The 20,572-nt window shown below is 49.6% G+C and carries 17 protein-coding genes; 11 read left to right on the top strand and 6 right to left on the bottom strand.

Annotated features, from left to right (window positions below; translation table 11 throughout):
• Positions 1-624: 624 nt before the first annotated feature.
• The 10 genes from gyrA (at position 625) to pyrF (ending at position 13,284) form a co-directional block, all read left to right on the top strand.
• Positions 625-3,252, top strand: a complete 2,628-nt coding sequence (gene gyrA / locus VHA_RS07525; RefSeq protein WP_005503264.1) for a DNA topoisomerase (ATP-hydrolyzing) subunit A — start codon at positions 625-627, stop codon at positions 3,250-3,252.
• 253 nt (positions 3,253-3,505) lie between these two features.
• On the top strand, positions 3,506-4,588 hold the full coding sequence (gene serC, locus VHA_RS07520) for a 3-phosphoserine/phosphohydroxythreonine transaminase (protein WP_005503262.1): 1,083 nt from the start codon (positions 3,506-3,508) through the stop codon (positions 4,586-4,588).
• A 374-nt stretch (positions 4,589-4,962) separates the two neighbouring features.
• The gene (locus VHA_RS07515; RefSeq protein WP_005503260.1) at positions 4,963-6,342 is read left to right on the top strand and encodes a uracil-xanthine permease family protein; all 1,380 of its coding nucleotides are present in this window, start codon (positions 4,963-4,965) and stop codon (positions 6,340-6,342) included.
• Positions 6,343-6,633: 291 nt separating this feature from the next.
• Positions 6,634-7,917 carry a 3-phosphoshikimate 1-carboxyvinyltransferase gene (gene aroA, locus VHA_RS07510; RefSeq protein WP_005503258.1) on the top strand — a complete coding sequence of 428 codons (1,284 nt, stop codon included), beginning with the start codon at positions 6,634-6,636 and terminating at the stop codon, positions 7,915-7,917.
• A 167-nt stretch (positions 7,918-8,084) separates the two neighbouring features.
• Positions 8,085-8,771, top strand: coding sequence for a (d)CMP kinase (gene cmk, locus VHA_RS07505; RefSeq protein WP_005503256.1), 687 nt, complete (start codon positions 8,085-8,087; stop codon positions 8,769-8,771).
• A gap of 102 nt (positions 8,772-8,873) precedes the next feature.
• On the top strand, positions 8,874-10,544 hold the full coding sequence (gene rpsA / locus VHA_RS07500; RefSeq protein WP_005503254.1) for a 30S ribosomal protein S1: 1,671 nt from the start codon (positions 8,874-8,876) through the stop codon (positions 10,542-10,544).
• A 74-nt stretch (positions 10,545-10,618) separates the two neighbouring features.
• Positions 10,619-10,900 (top strand): integration host factor subunit beta, encoded by a 282-nt coding sequence (gene ihfB, locus VHA_RS07495; RefSeq protein WP_005503252.1) that lies wholly within the window; start codon positions 10,619-10,621, stop codon positions 10,898-10,900.
• Positions 10,901-11,121: 221 nt separating this feature from the next.
• Positions 11,122-11,406: a LapA family protein gene (locus tag VHA_RS07490; protein ID WP_040528464.1), complete on the top strand. Its 285-nt coding sequence runs from the start codon at positions 11,122-11,124 to the stop codon at positions 11,404-11,406.
• Between the two features lie 6 nt (positions 11,407-11,412).
• Positions 11,413-12,582 (top strand): lipopolysaccharide assembly protein LapB, encoded by a 1,170-nt coding sequence (gene lapB, locus VHA_RS07485; protein ID WP_040528463.1) that lies wholly within the window; start codon positions 11,413-11,415, stop codon positions 12,580-12,582.
• 6 nt (positions 12,583-12,588) lie between these two features.
• The gene (gene pyrF / locus VHA_RS07480) at positions 12,589-13,284 is read left to right on the top strand and encodes an orotidine-5'-phosphate decarboxylase (RefSeq protein ID WP_005503249.1); all 696 of its coding nucleotides are present in this window, start codon (positions 12,589-12,591) and stop codon (positions 13,282-13,284) included.
• A 63-nt stretch (positions 13,285-13,347) separates the two neighbouring features.
• Here the strand turns inward: pyrF and VHA_RS07475 are convergent, their stop codons facing one another.
• The 6 genes from VHA_RS07475 to pspF all read right to left on the bottom strand — a co-directional run bounded on the left by VHA_RS07475 (position 13,348) and on the right by pspF (position 19,729).
• Positions 13,348-14,154, bottom strand: coding sequence for a peptide ABC transporter ATP-binding protein (locus VHA_RS07475; protein WP_005503248.1), 807 nt, complete (start codon positions 14,152-14,154; stop codon positions 13,348-13,350).
• On the bottom strand, positions 14,138-15,148 hold the full coding sequence (locus tag VHA_RS07470; protein ID WP_005503247.1) for a peptide ABC transporter ATP-binding protein: 1,011 nt from the start codon (positions 15,146-15,148) through the stop codon (positions 14,138-14,140). The genes VHA_RS07475 and VHA_RS07470 overlap by 17 nt, the downstream gene beginning before the upstream one ends.
• Positions 15,148-16,035, bottom strand: coding sequence for a putrescine export ABC transporter permease SapC (gene sapC / locus VHA_RS07465; RefSeq protein WP_005503246.1), 888 nt, complete (start codon positions 16,033-16,035; stop codon positions 15,148-15,150). The genes VHA_RS07470 and sapC overlap by 1 nt, the downstream gene beginning before the upstream one ends.
• The gene (locus VHA_RS07460; protein ID WP_005503245.1) at positions 16,022-16,984 is read right to left on the bottom strand and encodes an ABC transporter permease; all 963 of its coding nucleotides are present in this window, start codon (positions 16,982-16,984) and stop codon (positions 16,022-16,024) included. The genes sapC and VHA_RS07460 overlap by 14 nt, the downstream gene beginning before the upstream one ends.
• 3 nt (positions 16,985-16,987) lie before the next feature.
• On the bottom strand, positions 16,988-18,607 hold the full coding sequence (sapA, locus tag VHA_RS07455) for an ABC transporter substrate-binding protein SapA (RefSeq protein ID WP_040528462.1): 1,620 nt from the start codon (positions 18,605-18,607) through the stop codon (positions 16,988-16,990).
• 111 nt (positions 18,608-18,718) lie between these two features.
• Positions 18,719-19,729, bottom strand: coding sequence for a phage shock protein operon transcriptional activator (gene pspF / locus VHA_RS07450; RefSeq protein ID WP_005503243.1), 1,011 nt, complete (start codon positions 19,727-19,729; stop codon positions 18,719-18,721).
• Positions 19,730-19,892: 163 nt separating this feature from the next.
• On the opposite strand from pspF, the gene pspA reads away from it, so the two are divergent.
• Positions 19,893-20,558, top strand: a complete 666-nt coding sequence (pspA, locus tag VHA_RS07445; RefSeq protein ID WP_005503242.1) for a phage shock protein PspA — start codon at positions 19,893-19,895, stop codon at positions 20,556-20,558.
• Positions 20,559-20,572 lie beyond the last annotated feature (14 nt).

Below are 20,572 nucleotides of genomic sequence, written 5' to 3'. Positions count from 1 at the left end.
TCCGAAAAGGTAGGGATCAGCATGGTTCGGCAGATGATATAGGAAGAAAGGCTGTCAGTATTCAAAGCCGGAGGCCTGCCCCCGGCTAGATGGGATAAACGATAGCGATTTTATTGGATAAAGGTTAAGCGGCATTTGCCACGGCGACTGCCGCTAATAGCCCCAATAAAGTGTATTTTCCAACAATGATTGCCATACCTACTGCGTTGATCGCTTTGTATAACATAGCACCTTCCCCCGACTTTTCTCGGCGACACATCATTGTGTCGGGGATATTGTCCGTCACCTAAATAGAGGATATTGGGAGCAGGCTCCCATTGTATTTTCCCTTCTTTTATTACATCAGGATCCGTGAACTGGATGAGGTGTTGTCTTCCAATATGCTTGGTGACACCGGTAACGGAAAAAGACCCCTGAGCGCCACAGAGCCTTTTTCTGGATTTTTGCTGGTTCTACCCTGAGGTTGCATGTTTTTTCGCCCTGTCGCGTGTTAGAGCGCCAAAATAAGAGTAATTCGTGATTTATCTCGGGTTTAAGCTGTGACTCTTGCCCTGCTTTTATGGTATTCTCCCCTGTCTTGCACGTAGTCATTTTTGACATACTTACCTGAGGGATATTGGCTCCATGAGCGATCTTGCTAAAGAGATCACGCCTGTCAACATTGAAGAGGAGCTGAAAAGCTCATACCTCGACTACGCGATGTCCGTTATCGTGGGTCGTGCTCTTCCCGATGTGCGTGATGGTCTGAAGCCTGTACACCGCCGTGTTCTTTTCGCGATGAATGTACTGGGCAATGACTGGAACAAAGCATATAAAAAATCTGCACGTGTTGTCGGCGATGTGATCGGTAAATACCACCCACACGGTGACAGCGCTGTTTACGACACCATTGTTCGTATGGCTCAGCCGTTCTCACTGCGTTACATGCTGGTCGATGGCCAGGGTAACTTCGGTTCGATTGACGGTGACTCCGCAGCGGCAATGCGTTACACCGAAGTTCGTATGGCGAAAATTGCCCACGAACTGTTGGCGGATCTGGACAAAGAAACGGTCGATTACGTTCCTAACTATGACGGTACAGAGCAGATCCCAGAGGTGATGCCAACCCGAATCCCCAACCTGTTGGTTAACGGTGCATCCGGTATCGCTGTAGGTATGGCGACCAATATTCCTCCACACAACTTGACCGAAGTGGTGAATGGCTGTCTGGCTTATATCGAGAATGAAGACATCACGATCGAAGAGCTAATGACCCACATCCCTGGTCCGGACTTCCCGACTGCGGCGATGATCAACGGCCGCAAAGGTATTGAAGATGCCTACCGTACCGGTCGAGGTAAGATTTACCTGCGTTCTAAAGCGGATATTGAAACCGACAAGAATGGCAAAGAAACCATTGTTGTTACTGAGATCCCTTATCAGGTTAACAAAGCCCGCTTGATCGAAAAGATCGCCGAGCTGGTGAAAGATAAGAAGATTGAAGGCATCAGTGCATTGCGTGACGAGTCAGACAAAGACGGTATGCGCATTGTCATTGAATGTAAGCGTGACGCGGTGGCAGAAGTTATTCTCAACAACCTGTACGCTCAGACTCAGCTGCAAACTTCTTTCGGCATCAACATGGTTGCGTTGGATAACAACCAGCCACGCCTGTTCAACCTGAAAGACATGCTGAAGTGCTTCGTGAACCACCGCCGTGAAGTGGTGACACGTCGTACTATTTTCGAACTGCGTAAAGCCCGTGACCGTGCCCATATCCTGGAAGGTCTGGCAATTGCGCTGGCAAATATCGATGAAATTATCGAGCTTATCCGTAATGCCCAAACTCCGGCGGTTGCACGTGAAGCGCTGCAAAACCGTGGTTGGGATCTGGGTACTGTGGCTGTCATGCTGGAAGCGACCGGCGTTGATGCAGCACGCCCTGAGTGGTTGGAAGATGAGTTCGGTGTCCGTGATGGTAAGTACTACCTGACCGAACAACAGGCCCAGGCTATCCTGGATCTGCGTCTTCATAAACTGACCGGCCTTGAGCACGAGAAAATTCTGGATGAATACAAAGAACTGCTGACACTGATCGGCGAGTTGATGTTCATCCTGTCCAGCCCTGAGCGTTTGATGGAAGTGATCCGTGAAGAGCTGGAAGCGGTGCGTGACGGGTTTGGTGATGAGCGCCGTACTGAAATTACCGCAGCAAGCGCTGACATCGATATCGAAGATCTGATCAACCAGGAAGATGTGGTTGTTACCCTGTCGCACGAAGGTTACGTGAAGTATCAACCTCTTACCGATTACGAAGCGCAGCGCCGTGGTGGTAAAGGTAAGTCAGCGACCCGCATGAAGGAAGAAGATTTTATTGAGCGTCTTCTGGTCGCGAACACTCACGATACTATTCTGTGCTTCTCAACCCGTGGCCGTATGTACTGGCTGAAGGTTTACCAGTTGCCGCTGGCATCACGTACTGCACGTGGTAAACCTATCGTTAACCTGTTGCCGCTGGAACAGGATGAGCGCATCACCGCGATCCTTCCAGTGAAAGAATACGAAGATGACAAGTTTGTCTTCATGGCAACCAGCGACGGCACTGTGAAGAAGACCCCTCTGACCGACTTCAGCCGCCCTCGCAGTGCCGGTATCATTGCCGTCAACCTGCGTGAGGGGGATTCATTGATCGGCGTTGATATTACCTGGGGTGATAACGACGTCATGTTGTTCTCGAAATCAGGTAAAGTGGTTCGCTTCCATGAAAGCCAGGTCCGTGCAATGGGCCGGACGGCGGCAGGTGTTCGTGGTATCAAACTGGCCGAAGGTGACAAAGTTGTTTCCCTGATTGTTCCTCACAACGAAGGTGATGTGCTGACTGTGACTGAGAACGGTTACGGTAAGCGTACTGAGCTTTGTGAGTACCCGGCGAAGAGCCGTGCAACTCAGGGTGTTGTTTCTATCAAAGTCTCTGAGCGCAATGGCTGTGTTGTTGGTGCGGTACAGGTAGACACCGGTTACGAGTTTATGATGATCACCAATGGCGGTACGCTGGTGCGCACACGTGTAGCAGAAGTTAGCCAGGTGGGCCGTAACACCCAGGGTGTTCGATTGATTCGTACCTCAGAAGGGGAGCGGGTTGTTGGTCTTCAACGTATTGAAGAGCCAGAAGAAGAGCTGCTTCCATCAGAGGAAGGCGGCGAACTGGCAACCCAGACCGTGTCTGAGGTGCCTGCAGAAGATGCTGCAAATGATGAAGCCAGTGACGAGTAATATGTAGCATTGTCTTCATAAATCTGAAAAACGCAGCGTTCGCTGCGTTTTTTTTATCCCCTTTTAAATTGTGGAGGAAATAGATCCCTGTTTTCCGTTCCAATCGAATAAAAAAGGTGATAAAACAAAATGAACAACAATCTACCGTGGCGTGTTACCGTCCCCAGTACTGGGCGCTATCGGGGGCACTATTCCCTGTTAACACATTAGAAAGCCATAAACATGCGATTTAATGCAGGAGCATTCTTAAATCATGGAAAAGGTCTATAACTTCTCTGCTGGCCCGGCGATGTTGCCGGAAGCGGTTCTGGAAAAAGTACAGGATGAGCTGACAAACTGGAACGGCTTAGGCTCGTCAGTCATGGAGATTTCTCACCGCAGTAAAGAGTTTCTCGCTGTCGTTGAAGAAGCCGAGAAAAACCTCCGTGACCTGCTGTCTATTCCTGACAATTACCATGTTCTCTATGCACAGGGCGGCGCCCGTGCGCAGTTTGCTGCCGTCCCAATGAACTTGTTGGGCAGCAACACCATCGCCGATTATGTAGATGGTGGATACTGGGCTGCAAGTGCTGTGAACGAAGCGAAGAAATATTGCACACCCAATGTCATCAATGTAAAAACAGACATTGATGGTAAGCGTGCCATTCTTCCTGCTAAAGACTGGAAGCTGAGTAGCGACTCGGCGTATGTTCATTTCTGCCCGAATGAGACCATCGACGGTATTGAAATCCGTGATTTGCCAACTACCGATAAGCCTATCGTGGCCGATATGTCTTCGACCATTCTTTCACGTCCGATCGATGTATCAAAATACGGTGTTATTTACGCGGGTGCGCAGAAAAACATCGGTCCCGCGGGTATTACCTTGGTGATCGTTCGGGACGATCTGCTGGGCCGAGCGAAAGATTTCCTGCCAAATGTGTTGGACTACACCACACTGGCCAATAAAGAATCCATGTTCAATACGCCGCCGACCTTTGGTTGGTATCTGGCTGGAGAAGTCTACAAATGGCTGAAAGAACAGGGCGGTGTGGAAGCAATGCAACAGAAGAATGAAGAAAAAGCCGCACTACTTTATGACTTCATTGATGGCTCTGACTTCTATGTGAACAATATCCATTCGGATAACCGTTCGTTGATGAATGTGCCCTTCCAGCTGGCAAACCCCGAGCTGGATGCCAAGTTCCTGCAAGCGTCTGATGCGGCAGGCCTGAAAGCACTGAAAGGTCACCGTGATGTGGGGGGCATGCGTGCTTCCATTTATAACGCAATGTCGCTGGAAGGCGTTCAGGCATTGGTTACGTTTATGCGAGACTTTGAAGCCAAAAACGCATAATTTCGCTTTTAACGGAGAAACCGCCGCAAGCCGGCGGTTTTTTTGTTCGTTTTTGCACAGCTTGAAGCGTGTTTTAAATAAGTGTGCCTCTATATTTTCTTTCCATCCTTTGAAAGCATGCTCTCCTTCGCCTGTTTTTTTCGTCTTCCCATGATGATGTTAAATCGGAACAAAAGTTGACCACTTAGTGCAAGCATTGTGCGCAAACGATTGCTTTTGTGTTTTTCCATTATAAAATGGCGCCCAATTTCCTTCAGCCCAATCACTTAACTGTTTGAATACTCTGAGTAACAGCAATCACAGAGGAATGTATTCAAACAACTGCTTTACCCATTCAGCGTATTGCAGCAGGTAAGTTTTAACAGGTATATACAATGAGCACGTTACGCGACGCCGGAAATGTCCGCCCTTCGGAATTGGTTTATCGTCTTGATGACAGGCCACCACTTCCCCAGACACTTTTTGCTGCTTTTCAGCATCTTCTCGCTATGTTTGTGGCGGTTGTTACCCCTTCATTGATCATTTGTCAGGCACTTGGTTTACCGGCATCGGACACCAATACCATCGTCAGCATGTCGCTTTTTGCGTCGGGCATCGCTTCTTTTATCCAAATCCGCACGTTTGGCCCGCTTGGCTCTGGGTTACTGTCTATCCAGGGTACCAGTTTTAATTTTCTTGGTCCCATTATCGGCGCTGGTTTGGCGATGAAGGCTGGCGGTACGCCAACGGAAACCATGATGGCTGCTATCTTTGGGACCATTATGGTTGCCTCGCTGACAGAAGTGTTTTTGTCCCGTGTACTGGAACATGCCCAACGTATTATTACGCCTCTGGTTTCCGGTATCGTCGTCACCCTGATTGGTCTTACCCTGATCCAGGTCGGTTTAACATCAATGGGCGGGGGGTATGCGGCAATTGAGGACGGCACATTTGGTGACCTGAAAAATCTGCTGCTGGCCGGTTCTGTATTGGCGGTAATTGTGTTGCTGAACCGTATTGATAACCCTTATCTGCGCGTTTCCTCCATTGTGATCGCAATGACCGTCGGCACCCTGATTGCTTTCGCCCTGGGTATGGTGAACACAGCACCGGCACAGGAGGTGGCACTTTTTGCTATCCCACAGCCAATGCAATATGGCATCTCTTTTGATTTTGCGTTGCTCATTCCGCTTATCATTGTTTTTCTTGTGACATCACTGGAAGCGATTGGTGATATCACTGCCACGTCTGAAACTTCAGAGCAGCCGGTTGCTGGCCCTATTTACATGAAGCGCATCAAAGGCGGTGTGTTGGCAGATGGTGTCAACTCTGCGCTTGCTGCAGTGCTGAACAGTTTCCCTAACTCCACGTTCAGCCAGAATAACGGTATTATCCAGCTGACGGGGGTTGCGAGCCGATATATTGGCTACTTTGTCGCGGGTATGTTAGTGATTCTGGGGCTTTTGCCTAGCGTTGCGACATTGGTACAGCTGATCCCTGAGCCTGTTCTTGGTGGTGCAACAATTGTAATGTTTGGCACGATCGCTGCGTCTGGCATCCGTATTATCTCGCGTTGTGAGCTAAACCGGCGTGCGATCCTTATCATGGCACTTTCTTTCTCGATGGGATTGGGTATCGCACAGAAGCCGGAAATCCTGCAATTTATGCCTGAGTGGGTGAAAAATATCCTTTCTTCCGGCATGGCTGCCGGTGGTTTAACCGCCATTATATTGAATATGGTGCTACCGCCGGAATCCCCTTCAAAGCATAACTAACGGAATCTTCCCAAAAGGGTGGTGGGGGGAAGCAGTCTCGCCGCTACCCTTCCTTTAAACCTCTAACCTTACAACGCTCAGGGATGGAGATAGTTGTGTCGGGATTGGTTGCCGTCTCAGGAGCATTCACTGGCAGCTTTACTATTGCCCTGTTCGTTGTGGTTTTTGTGAAGAAAATGACTCGTTAAAGCATTACTTTGAAATTGATGTTTAGACGCCGCAAAGGGTAGCCCCCGCGTGGCTTTTTCGATACTCTCGGGAAACGAAAAATTAAGGATCTATGTTGTTCAGATGGAGCAGTTGACATTACAACCCATTTCTAAGATTCATGGTGAAGTAAATCTTCCCGGCTCGAAAAGCGTGTCGAACCGAGCACTTCTTTTAGCCGCCCTAGCAAAAGGGACGACCCGTTTAACCAACCTGTTAGACAGTGATGATATTCGCCACATGCTCAACGCACTGGGCAAACTCGGCGTGTCTTATCAATTGTCGGAAGACAAAACAGAGTGTGTGGTTGAAGGTTTGGGCTCGCCATTTAAAACCTCTGAACCGATGGAGCTGTTTCTGGGGAATGCCGGTACAGCGATGCGACCATTAGCCGCTGCGCTTTGCCTTGGCGAAGGCAACTATGTGCTGACGGGGGAGCCGCGTATGAAGGAGCGCCCCATTGGGCATCTTATCGATGCGATGCGCACCGTGGGAGCCGATGTCACTTATCTGGAAAATGAACACTATCCGCCACTTAAGATCGCCAGTAAAGCGATCCAGGGAGGCGATGTGGAAATTGATGGCTCTATTTCCAGTCAGTTTCTGACCGCGCTATTGATGACTGCACCGCTTTTCAGCGGAGATACCCATATCCGTATCAAAGGTGATTTGGTCTCCAAGCCATACATTGACATCACGTTGCACATCATGGCGCAGTTCGGCGTGCAAGTGGTAAACAATGACTACAAGACCTTTGACGTAAAAGGAAATCAAACTTACATCGCACCGGGTGATTTTCTGGTTGAAGGAGATGCATCCTCTGCGTCCTATTTCCTCGCCGCCGCTGCAATTAAAGGCGGTGAGGTAAAGGTTACCGGCATTGGAAAGAAAAGCGTTCAGGGCGATGTGAAGTTTGCTGATGCATTAGCCGCCATGGGAGCAGACATCGAATGGGGCGATGACTATGTGATTGCCCGTCGCGGTGAGCTGAAAGCGGTCGATATGGATTTCAACCATATTCCGGATGCCGCGATGACCATCGCCACCACAGCACTGTTTGCACAAGGGACCACCGTTATCCGGAATGTGTATAACTGGCGTGTAAAAGAAACGGATCGTCTTTCCGCCATGGCTACAGAACTGCGTAAAGTCGGGGCTGACGTCGAAGAAGGTGAGGATTATATCAAGATCACACCCACTGCGAACCTGAAACACGCCGCGATTGACACCTATGACGATCACCGCATGGCAATGTGTTTTTCGCTGGTGGCGTTGAGTGATACTCCGGTAACCATCAATGATCCGACGTGTACCTCAAAGACGTTTCCGGATTATTTCGACAAACTGAGCGCATTGTCGGAAAGCTAACATCACATTGAACGGAACAATGACAGAGCAGGTCAGCGTGTTGCTGACCTGTTTTTTTTATCCAGACTTCCCTATAATACGCCACCGATTCTATGGAGTAGTTTGCTCGCTTTGGCAGAATCGCCGCACAGTAATCTACTCTATTTTCTAACGTTTTGGAGAATTGTATGTCTACCCATGCGCCCGTAATTACCGTTGATGGCCCAAGTGGTGCCGGAAAAGGGACCCTTTGTATGCTGTTGGCGGAAAAGCTGGGCTGGCATCTGCTTGATTCCGGTGCGATTTATCGCGTACTGGCACTGGCAGCGATTCATCACGGTGTAGACCCCGATTCTGAAGAGGCGCTGGTCCCCTTGGCTGCCCATCTTGATGTCCAGTTCAAAGCCGAGGGCGAGTTGGTGAAAGTCATCCTTGAAGGTGAGGATGTTTCGGGTGAGTTACGTAAAGAGGAAACCGGCATGGCTGCATCGAAAGTTGCCGCGCTGCCACGTGTCCGTGAAGCGTTATTGCGCCGCCAACGTGCGTTTGCAGAAGCCCCCGGACTGGTTGCAGATGGCCGGGATATGGGCACCGTGGTTTTCCCCAAAGCCGAGGTTAAAATTTTCCTTGATGCCAGCGCGGAAGAACGCGCCCAGCGCCGCATGAATCAGTTGCAACAAAAGGGGTTAGATGTTAACTTTGACCGCCTTTTAAGCGAAATTCAGGAACGTGATGATCGCGACCGCAACCGAGCTGTCGCGCCATTGCGTCCCGCGGACGATGCATTGGTCCTTGATTCCACCTCTCTCAACATTGAGCAGGTTTTCGAGCAAGCATTGGCCTATATTGAAAGTAAACTTACCGCTGCTCACTGAAGCAGCGGGTTTAACCGTTGGTCGCAAGGATGATGACTGACATTACTATCAACCCCACGAGGTAGGACACCCGTGGCAGTTTAAATATTGAAGATTAAATTAATGACTGAATCTTTTGCTTCACTCTTTGAAGAATCTCTGAAAGAGCTAGAAACCCGCCCAGGTGCTATCGTTAAAGGTACTGTAGTTGCTATCGAGAACGGTTACGTTCTGGTTGACGCAGGCCTGAAATCTGAATCTTCTATCCCAGCAGAGCAGTTCAAAAACGCTGCTGGCGAGCTGGAAATCGAAGTTGGTGCTGAAGTAGACGTAGCACTGGACGCGATTGAAGACGGTTTCGGTGAGACTCAACTGTCTCGCGAAAAAGCGAAGCGCCACGAAGCTTGGATCCAGCTGGAGAAAGCTTACGAAGAAGCTGAGACTGTTATCGGTATTATCAACGGTAAAGTGAAAGGTGGTTTCACTGTTGAGCTGAACGGTATTCGTGCGTTCCTGCCAGGTTCACTGGTTGACGTTCGTCCAGTTCGCGACACTGCTCATCTGGAAGGTAAAGAGCTGGAGTTCAAAGTTATCAAGCTGGACCAGAAGCGCAACAACGTTGTTGTTTCTCGTCGCGCAGTTATCGAATCTGAAAACAGCGTTGAGCGTGATGAGCTGCTGGCTTCTCTGCAAGAAGGCATGGAAGTTAAAGGTATCGTTAAGAACCTGACTGACTACGGTGCATTCGTAGATCTGGGCGGTGTTGACGGCCTGCTGCACATCACTGACATGGCTTGGAAACGCGTTAAGCACCCATCAGAAATCGTTAATGTTGGTGACGAAATCAACGTTAAAGTTCTGAAGTTCGACCGTGACCGCACTCGCGTATCTCTGGGTCTGAAGCAACTGGGTGAAGATCCATGGGTTGCAATCGCTAACCGTTACCCAGAAGGTCATAAACTGACTGGTCGTGTAACTAACCTGACTGACTACGGCTGCTTCGTTGAAATCGAAGAAGGTGTTGAAGGTCTGGTACACGTGTCTGAAATGGACTGGACTAACAAGAACATTCACCCATCTAAAGTTGTTAACGTGGGTGACGAAGTTGAAGTTATGGTTCTGGACATCGACGAAGAGCGTCGCCGTATCAGCCTGGGTCTGAAGCAGTGTAAAGCGAACCCATGGCAGCTGTTTGCAGAAATGCAAAACAAAGGCGATCGCGTAACTGGTAAGATCAAGTCTATCACTGACTTCGGTATCTTCATTGGTCTGGAAGGCGGCATCGATGGTCTGGTTCACCTGTCTGACATTTCTTGGAATGTTGCTGGTGAAGAAGCCGTTCGCGACTTCAAGAAAGGCGACGAAATCTCTGCAGTTGTTCTGCAAGTAGATGCTGAGCGTGAGCGTATCTCTCTGGGCATCAAGCAGATGGAAGAAGACCCATTCAACAACTACCTGGCTGACAACAAGAAAGGTGCGATTGTTAAGGGTAAAGTGACTGCAGTTGACGCGAAAGGCGCAACCGTTGAGCTGATCGAAGGCGTTGAAGGTTACCTGCGTGCTTCTGAAGCATCACGTGACCGCGTTGAAGATGCAACGCTGGTTCTGGCTGTTGGCGACGAAGTTGAAGCGAAGTTTACCGGTGTTGATCGTAAGAACCGCGTAATCAACCTGTCTGTTCGCGCGAAAGACGAAGCTGAAGAACAAGAAGCGATGGCAACACTGAACAAAGCTGATGAGGCTGCGTTTGGTAATGCAATGGCTGACGCGTTCAAAGCTGCGAAAAGCGAATAATTAATGTGAAGTGAGGGGGAAAGTTTCCCCCTCTACAGTTATACTGTTGAGAAACATACTAAAGCGGGGTGAATATGACGAAGTCTGAGTTGATCGAAAGGCTGTGTAGTCAACAAACCCATCTTTCTGCCAAACAGGTAGAAGATGCCATCAAGGAAATCCTTGAGCACATGGCCACTACACTCGAAGAAGGTGACCGAATCGAGATTCGTGGTTTTGGTAGTTTCTCTTTGCATTATCGCGCTCCTCGTGTTGGACGAAATCCAAAGACTGGTGACAAAGTTGAGCTCGACGGCAAGTACGTTCCTCACTTTAAACCAGGCAAGGAGCTTCGCGACCGGGTCAACATTCGCTGATTCGATTTCGGATAAAAAAACGGCATGCCATTCGTATGCCGTTTTTTTTATGTCTAATGCAATGGTCTGACAAGCCAAATTACTGCATAATCACAGATATACCCAAACCTCTTTATATGTACGCTGGGTGCGTATCGAGGCGGTTTTGGTATAAGAGTTCGGTAACCATTTGATTGGACGCCTTTGCGTATCATCATTCGGAGAAAAATAAGGGAGCGACCGTGAAGATTATTGGTATCGTACTACTCGTCTTGTGTTTTCTTATCACACTCGCCCTTGGTGCACAGAACCAGGAAGTCGTGAATTTTAACTATCTGGTTGCACAGGGAGAGTTTCGATTATCTCTGCTTTTGGGCGTAGTATTTGGCACCGGTTTTGCGCTTGGCTGGCTAATTTGTGGCATGCTTTACCTAAAAGCGCGTATGTCGGCAGCTATGCTGAAAAAACAGGTGAACAAACAGCGTCAGGAGCTAGATAAACTGCGAATGGACCCTGTTAAGGAATAAGCGTAAATGCTAGAGCTGCTGTTTCTGTTGCTGCCAATTGCTGCCGGCTACGGCTGGTATATGGGCAATAGGAATGCTCGTCATCGTCGGCAGGACCAGTCACACCATCTATCACGACAATATGTCGCAGGTTTGAATCTGCTGTTATCGGATCAATCCGACAAAGCAGTGGACTTGTTTATAGAGCTGCTTCAGGTCGACAACGAGACGATTGATACACACCTTGCTCTCGGCAATCTTTTCCGGTCCCGAGGAGAGGTCGATCGTGCTATTCGTATTCACCAGAATCTGATCGCTCGTCCTAATCTCACGCTGGATCAACGTAACCTTGCACTACAACAGCTCGCCAAGGATTACATGGTTGCTGGCTTCTTTGACCGTGCCGAGAAAATTTTCCATCAATTGATTGAAGAACCTGATTACAAAGAATTCGCCCTTCAGCAGCTTCTGGCTATTTATCAGCAAACCCGTGAGTGGGATAAGGCTATCGATATAGCGACCAAGCTGGTGAAAAGTGGAAAGAGCAAACTTAAGCGTGATATTTCGCATTTCTATTGTGAACTCGCTATGCAGGCGATGGGTGACAGTGATGAGAAGGGGGCACGCCAGTTATTAAAGAAAGCATTGGCGACAGATAAATCCTGTGTTCGTGCATCGTTGATGTTGGCGCGTCTCGACATTGCAAGTGAAGAGTATAAAGATGCTACAAAGGTACTGGAACAGGTGCTGGAGCAAGATCCGGACTTTGTCAGCGAAGCATTGCCATTACTGGAACAATGCTATAACCAGATGAACAAGGAAATGGCGTTAATCCGTTTCCTGAGAAATTGTATTGAAAAGAATGCTGGTGCTTCAGCCGAACTCATGATGGCTGATATTATCAGCGACCATGAAAACCCCGCCATGGCGCAAAGTTTCCTCACCCGTCAGTTGACCAAAAACCCTACAATGAAAGGGTTCCACAAGCTGATGGAATTACATGTTGGACAGGCGGAAGAGGGGCGGGCAAAGACCAGCCTGAACACACTCAAGCAACTGGTTGAAGAGCAGCTTAAAGTAAAGCCTCACTACCGATGTCGTAAGTGTGGCTTCTCGACGCACTCCCTTTACTGGCATTGCCCGTCTTGTAAAGGTTGGGGTTCGATAAAACCGATACGAGGCTTAGACGGAGAATAATTAGGAATGCAGGATCCGAAAGTAATTGTTGCATTGGATTACCCAAATATTGATCAGGCGTTGGCGTTTGTTGACCGTATAGAGCCAGGCAGTTGCCACCTGAAAGTAGGGAAGGAGATGTTTACCCTTTATGGTCCTGACTATGTTCGTCAGCTGCATGAGCGTGGACACACTGTCTTTCTGGACCTGAAATTTCATGATATTCCAAATACGTGTGCTCGTGCTGTGGCTGCGGCTGCAGAGCTTGGCGTCTGGATGGTGAATGTGCACGCCAGCGGTGGTGAACGTATGATGGTGGCAGCACGTGAAGCGCTGGAACCGTATGGCAAAGATAAACCACTGCTCATTGGCGTCACCGTACTGACCAGTATGGAACAAAGTGATCTTGCCGGTATCGGTATTAACCGTGAACCACAAGATCATGTGATGTCTCTGGCGACATTGACCCGTAACAGTGGCCTTGATGGTGTTGTTTGCTCTGCCCATGAATCCGCTTTATTGAAAGGTGCCTTGGGGCAGGATTTTAAACTGGTGACACCGGGTATTCGCCCAGCAGGCAGTGACGCCGGTGATCAGCGTCGTATCATGACGCCAGAAGAAGCAGTTGCAGCAGGTTCTGATTATCTGGTTATTGGCCGTCCGATTACCCAGGCTGCTGATCCGATGGCGGTACTGACAGCGATCAACGCTTCGTTGGCTTAACCCCTGGCCGGAAATGAAAACCAAGACAACGCCCTGCAACTGCAGGGCGTTTTGTTGTAAGTGTTATACCGAGTGGTATCGGGCGCGCCTGTCGAGTGTGGGTGCGGTAAAGTGGCTTTCAATCAGGCGCTGGGTCAGCGCATGTTCCGGCGCAGTAAATATCTGTTGGGTGGCGCCGGACTCCACCACTTCTCCGCGTTGCATCACCATCACCTTATCGGCGATGTGCTTTACCACTCCCATGTGCTGAGACACATACACATATGAAAGGCCCATCAACTCCTGCAGTTCCAATAACAGGTTAAGGATCTGGGAGCGCATAGACATGTCCAGTCCATTCAGGGCTTCATCCGCCACAATCACAGACGGTTGCAGGATGAGCGCTCGCGCAAGCGACACCCGCTGTTTCTGGCCGGTGGCCAGCATCTGTGGGTAAAAGTAAGCATGTTCAGGCAAAAGCCCGACCTGACGCAGGGTGTCCACAACGCGTTTTTCACGCTCTTGCGGTGTCATATTCGTATTTCGTTTTAGTGGCGCTTCCAAAATCTGGCCTATCTGGTTTCTTGGGTTCAAGGACGTGTTGGGATCCTGGAAAATCATCCGGATCAGTTTACAGCGTGTTTTATAATCGCTGGGTTGCAGTACGTCACCGTTCACCCTGATTTCCCCTCCGGTTGGTGCAACAACGCCTGCAAGCATTTTTGCCAGCGTTGACTTGCCCGAGCCATTTTCACCGATGAAAGCGATAGTTTCGCCCGCATCCAATGAGAAGGACACCGGTTTTACCGCTTCAATCACCCGCTTAGTAAACAGGCCGGTACGGTATTGGTAGTTTTTGCTTAAGCTATCCACTTCAAGCAGTGCGGTCATGCTTTTTGGCTTCCATATTTAGGGGGAAATGACAGGCAAACTTATGGTTTTTCACTTTGCGCGTGCGGGGTACTTCCACACATTTACGCTGTGCATAAGGGCAGCGTGGGCCCAAGCGACAACCAATAGGCAAATTCTGTAGCGGTGGAATAGAGCCCGGCAACGTTTCCAGTTTACTCTTGTGGGCGATGTCTTTGCTGAAATCGGGCATGGCACGGAGCAAAGCATCGGTATATGGATGGTGGGGGGACTGGAGAATTTGGTCCCGCCCAGCCGATTCCACAGACTGGCCGCAATACATCACAGTAATACGGTCAGCCCATTGGGTCACCATGGTCAAGTCATGGCTGATCAGCAAAATCGTGGTGTTTGCCAGTTGATTGGTCCGGCTCAGCAGGCGGAAAATCTGGGCCTGGGTGATGGGATCCAGATCGTTGGTCGGCTCATCAGCAATTAACAGGCGAGGGCGGTTGGCGATGGCCATCGCGATCATCACTTTCTGGCACTCGCCGTCGGTCAACTCATAGGGGTAGCTTTTCATCACCCGTTTGTGATCTTTTATACCGACTTTGTGGAGCAAGGCGATAGACTGTTGCTTACGCCAGGAAAGGCGTTGCCACCAACTGCCAGTGAACGAACTGGATGGAATGGCTTCTTCCAGTTGGTAACCTAACTGTTCTGAAGGGTCGAGACAGGTTGAAGGCTCCTGAAAAATCATCGCAATGTCTTTACCTACCACATGACGCCGCTCTCTGGCAGGCAGGGCAAGCAGGTCAATGTTACCCAGACGAAGACGGTCAGCAGTAACACGCCAATTATCTTTGGTGACACCACAGATAGCTTTTGCCACCAAACTCTTACCCGAGCCGGATTCTCCGACCAAGCCACGGATTTCCCCTTCGTTGATGGTCAGGCTCATGCGATCCACGGCTTTCACCATGCCCTGAGGCGTTTCAATTTCTATTGTCAGGTGTCGAATATCTAACAACGGCATTATTCAGTCCCCGCATTAATTGCCTGCGTCAGGCCATCACCGACAAGGTTTACCACCAGCACACTGATCATGATAGCGAGTCCGGGCAGTGTGACTGTCCAAGGGGCAGTAAACACAAGCTCAATGGAATCTCCTAACATTGCGCCCCATTCTGGAGAGGGTGCCTGTGCTCCCAGGCCAAGGAAACCCAAGGCTGCGATATCCAAAATCGCCACCGAAATCGCACGGGTAAGCTCAGTGCTGAGTGTTACTAATATATTTGGTAACACCGAATGGCATAGAAGGTAAAAATTGTTTGCGCCATCTAACCGGGCAGCGAGAATATACTCTTTCTCCATTTCAGCATGTACGGCGGTATAAACGGCACGGATAAAGCGGGGAATAAGTGCCAGCCAAACCGCTAACAGAATATTGAGCTCCCCCGGCCCCTGAAACGCCACAACGATGATAGCCAGCAGCAGCGATGGGATTGTCAGCACCGTATCCAGAAGGTGGTTGAGGAAACTGGATTTCAGACCAGATGTCATGCCAGCGAGAATACCGATAAGCACCCCAATAATGCTGGCGGCAAGGGCCACCAGTATTGCATAACCAAACGTGAGTCGAGAACCTTCAATCAGGCGCGATAACATGTCACGGGTGAGGTCATCAGTCCCGAGAAAGTAATCAACAGAGCCTTTTGTGTCCCACGAGGGCGGCATTAACAATTCACCGGTCGGGTATTGAGCATCGAATGGCGCAATCCAAGGGGCAAGCACTGTTACCAGTACCAACAGACACAGGCACCAAAAGCCAAACACAGCCAGAGTATTTTCCCGGAAAGCTTTCCAAGAGCGCTCTATTTGATTGGGAATATGCGCTTCCTGATACACACTATTTGAGGGCATACCATTCCTTCCTTGCCAGTGGACTGATGGCTGCGCCAGCCAGATCTGAGAAAATGTTCGCCAGCAATACCACACTGCCGACAACCAATACGCCGGCCTGAACAGCAACATAATCCTGGAAGCTCAACGCATCCAATAGCCAGGTACCGATCCCCGGCCAGTTGAAAACAGATTCAGTAATAATGGCAAATGTCATCATGGTAGAAATCTGGATACCAAACTTGGGGATAATCGGTGGCAACGCATTTTTAATGACATGACGCATCACGATTTCTGATTTAGACAACCCCTTGGTTGCCGCCGCCTTGATGTAATTCTGGTTCATGACTTCACCCACTGAATCACGCAGCAATTTGATGATCTCTGTGGTTGGGGCGACCGCCAATACCAGAGTTGGCATGATAAGGTGGCGAACAATGTCTTCTAGTGCCTGACTGCGTTGCGGGTGATGGGAAAGCAGCACATCGACAAAAGCAAACCCCGTGATAGTTGGGATCTCAAAAAGCAGGTTGTGGCGCCCAGATACTGGCAACCAGCCTAGATAGAGCGAGAACACCATGATCATCAAGAGCGCCATCCAGAAGATAGGCATTGAGAAAGTCAGTAGTGTGATAGACGAAATCATTACGTCTGTGGATGAGCCACGACGTATACCTGCCAGGGTGCCAAAAGGGATCCCCAACATCAATGCCACCAAAAAGGCAAAAAAGCACAGCTCAAGGGTGGCAGGAAACACGCGGGCAAGTGATTCAGTCACCGGCTCTCCATTGGTAGCAACGCCAAGATTGCCGTGTATCAGCTCGCGAAGGTATTGCAGCCAACCGACCCAATATTCGTGTTGGTTATAGACTGAGAGCGGGTCGAGTTTCACGATGTTATAGCCAATCATCGTCAGGATCAGCAAGGTGATGATGAAAAGATTGAGCCGTCGAATAGCGTAGATCAACATAGATCAGCGGCTCCTGGATACGTTTGCAAAAGATTTGTCTCCAAATGGACTTAATATAATGCCCTGAAGTGAGGCATTACGTGCCTGATAATGAACGCCATGTGCCAGAGGGATCACTGGCATCCGGTCATTGAGAATTGACTGTGCCTGCGAATAGAGCGAACGGCGCTGGTTACGGTCATCAATCGCAATGGCGGCGTCAAGGAAACGGTCAAAGTAGCGGTTACACCAGCTTGACAGGTTCCAGCCGGTAAACTTGGCATTACAAGAAAGCAGTGGGCGCAGGAAGTTATCGGGGTCACCATTGTCAGCAATCCAGCCGGTTAACACCATGCCCAAGCCAGAAATATCGTCCCGCAACAGCTTCCGGTTAATGTCTTCCAGCGTAATAATATTCACCTTGATGCCAATCGGCGCAAGGTTAGCTTGGATCAGTTCTGCCGTTTTCCGTGGGCTGGGATTATACGCCTTTGGTGTCAGGGGAACGACTAAATCGATTTCAAAGCCATGGCGGTATCCAGCTTTAGCCATCAGGCTGATCGCCAATTGTGGATCATAGGCGACATAAGATTTTTCATTATACGCCCAGGACATGGGTGGTAGCATGCCATTGGCCGGTGTGCCTGTGCCATAGTAAACCGACTGGATTAAGGCATCGCGGTTGATGGCGAGGCTGATTGCCTGTCGAACTTCCAGTTCAGAAAGCGCTGGATGGCGGGTATTCAAAGCAAGAAACGCCACATTCATCCCCGTTTGCGAGGCCAGCACAAAATCGGGATTATTTTCAATCACTGACAATTGGCTGGCAACCGGTGACGAGAGCACATCGCACTCGCGGGTGATAAGTTTACTCAGTGACCCAGTTCCCCGGTTGCTGATGTCATACACTATCTGCCCCATAGGGGCTGCACCATTCCAGTAACCCCAGTGACGCTTGAGGCGAATGTAACGATGTGGCTCATACTCATCGAGATAAAATGCCCCTGATCCCACAGGATGAGAGTCTAACTTTTCCGGCATTCCTTTTTTCAGCAGGTGCTCAGCATACTCTGCGGAATGGATCACTGCATACGTAGTCGACAAGGTCGACAGGAATGAGACATCTGGCCGGGTGAGGGTAAATTTGACGGTGTATGTATTCAGTGCTTCGATGTTTTCCACCAAACCGGAAAAATCCATACTGTCAAACCAAGGGTATTCTCCGCCAGAGACCCAATTGAACGGGTGCGTAGGGTCAATCAGGCGCTTAAAGCTGAACACCACGTCTTCTGCGTTAACGCCACGCTGGGGAATAAACCAGTCTGTGACTTGAAAGCTGGCACTGTGGCGAAGGTGAAAAATATATTCTTTACCATCAGGACTGACCTCCCAGCGTTGCGCCAACATAGGTTTGGGCTGGTAGGTCTTGGGGTCCAACTGTAGAAGACGGTCGAAAATCTGGCTTGAGAGCGCATCAGCAGTCAGGCCTCCGTCGGTCAACTGAGGGTTGAAGGTATTGGGTTGACCCGGACCACAGTAAATGAAACCACGATTACGTGCCGCGTTGTCTGAGAACGGGTCTTCACATCCAGCTAAAAGAAGGATGGTAACGCTTGCAATAAACAAGCGGCCTAGAGCGCTCATAAGCCAATGATTAGGTGATAAAGTTAAGTGTTTTAATCTACCACTGATGCAACAGAGTGACCAAGTGGTGGCGCAAATATCTGGTGTATTTCAGAACAATTGGCGAAAAACTCAAACCAGGTCGGTGTTTTCATCACCCACGAGCTGATATTTCCGCAGCAAGCCCCTTATTTGATGGTAGCTTAAGCCAAGCAAGTCTGCGGCACGCCGTTGATTAAATCGCGCTTGTTCCATCGCCTTTTCAACAATCGCCTTTTCCTGCTCCTGCTGCCACTGGCGTAAATCCATCGGGAAGGTGAATGGCGTCTGGGTGGGTGTGTTTTCTATCGGAGATTCTTTTTTCCACGGTGCTTTAAACGGGTCGAGCTGGATATCATCAGCATCGACCTGGCTGTTTTCGTCAGCATGGCGATAAATGGCGCGCTCCACCACGTTTTTCAGCTCCCTGACGTTGCCTGGCCAGTGGTAGGTATTTAATGCTTCAATGGCGCGATCACTAAAGCCGGAGAAATAACGGTAACCCAATTCACGGCACATCCTCACTGCATAATACTCTGCCAATAAGAGAATATCCCCCTGACGCTCACGAAGCGGTGGCAGGTGAATCACATCAAACGCCAGGCGATCGAGAAGATCGGCGCGGAATTCCCCTTGCTCTGCAAGCAGAGGCAGGTTTTCGTTGGTGGCACAGATCAGACGGACATCAGCGCTCAGTACGTCGCTGCCACCCACGCGCTCGTATTCACCATACTCAATCACGCGAAGCAGTTTTTCCTGCACGCCAAGGGGGGAAGTAGCGAGTTCATCCAGAAACAGGGTGCCACCCTCTGCCCGTTCAAAACGGCCTTTATGCCTGCCTTTGGCGCCACTGAACGAGCCTGCTTCGTGGCCGAACAGCTCTGAATCAATCAATCCCTCACTGAGCGCTGCACAATTGAGGCTGACGAGTGGGCCATCCCAACGACGTGACAAATAGTGCAGGCGTTTCGCGATAAGCTCTTTACCGGTTCCCCGTTCGCCAAGGATCAGTACAGGGCGATCAAGAGGGGCAAGGCGGGAGACGTGATCCAACACGGAAAGGAAATGGTCGGATTCACCAATAAGATTATCAGGTTTCTGCATGGTTAAATTTGCCAACTGTTAGTTTATTTCATCATACGCTACAAGGTGAGAATTGCACATTTTTGTTTAACTGTTTGTATTTTAAAAAGAATAAAAGTTGGCACGCCACTTGATATGTGACCGATAAAGCGCACAGCGCGCATTCGGAAAAAGGAGTATCACAATGGGTATTTTCTCTCGCTTTGCAGATATTGTTAACGCTAACGTCAATTCACTGTTGGATAAGGCTGAAGACCCACAAAAAATGGTTCGCCTGATCATTCAGGAGATGGAGGACACGCTGGTTGAGGTCCGTACCTCTTCAGCACGGGCGCTGGCAGACAAAAAAGAGCTGGCGCGTAAAATCGAAGGTATTGAGCGCCAAATGACAGACTGGCAGGAAAAAGCGACGCTGGCGCTGCAAAAATCCCGTGAAGATTTGGCGCGTGCTGCCTTGATTGAAAAACAAAAAGTGCACGATATCTTGCTGACGCTCAAAGAAGAATACACGCTGGTCGAAGAAACCATCAACAAGCTGGGTAACGAAATTGCAGAGCTTGAAACCAAGCTGGCTGAAACCCGTGCCCGCCAGCAAGCGTTGGTGATCCGCCGTGAAGCGGCAGGCAAACGTCGTGACGTTCGTCGCCAGTTGGATACCAGCCGCACCGACGAAGCGCTGGCAAAGTTTGAGCAATATGAGCGCCGCATCGATGAACTGGAAGCCGAAGCAGACAGTTACAGCATCGGCAAAGGCAGACGCCTTGAAGATGAGTTTGCCGACCTGCAAGCGCAAGATGAAATTGAAAAAGAACTCGCGCGCATGAAAGCAGAACTTAAGGACAAAGAATAAACCCTCACAAAGGT

The organism is Grimontia hollisae CIP 101886, from assembly GCF_000176515.1.
Classification (GTDB): domain Bacteria; phylum Pseudomonadota; class Gammaproteobacteria; order Enterobacterales; family Vibrionaceae; genus Enterovibrio; species Enterovibrio hollisae.
The sequence above is the reverse complement of the archived record's forward strand: the minus strand, read 5'-3'. Positions and strand labels throughout refer to the sequence as shown.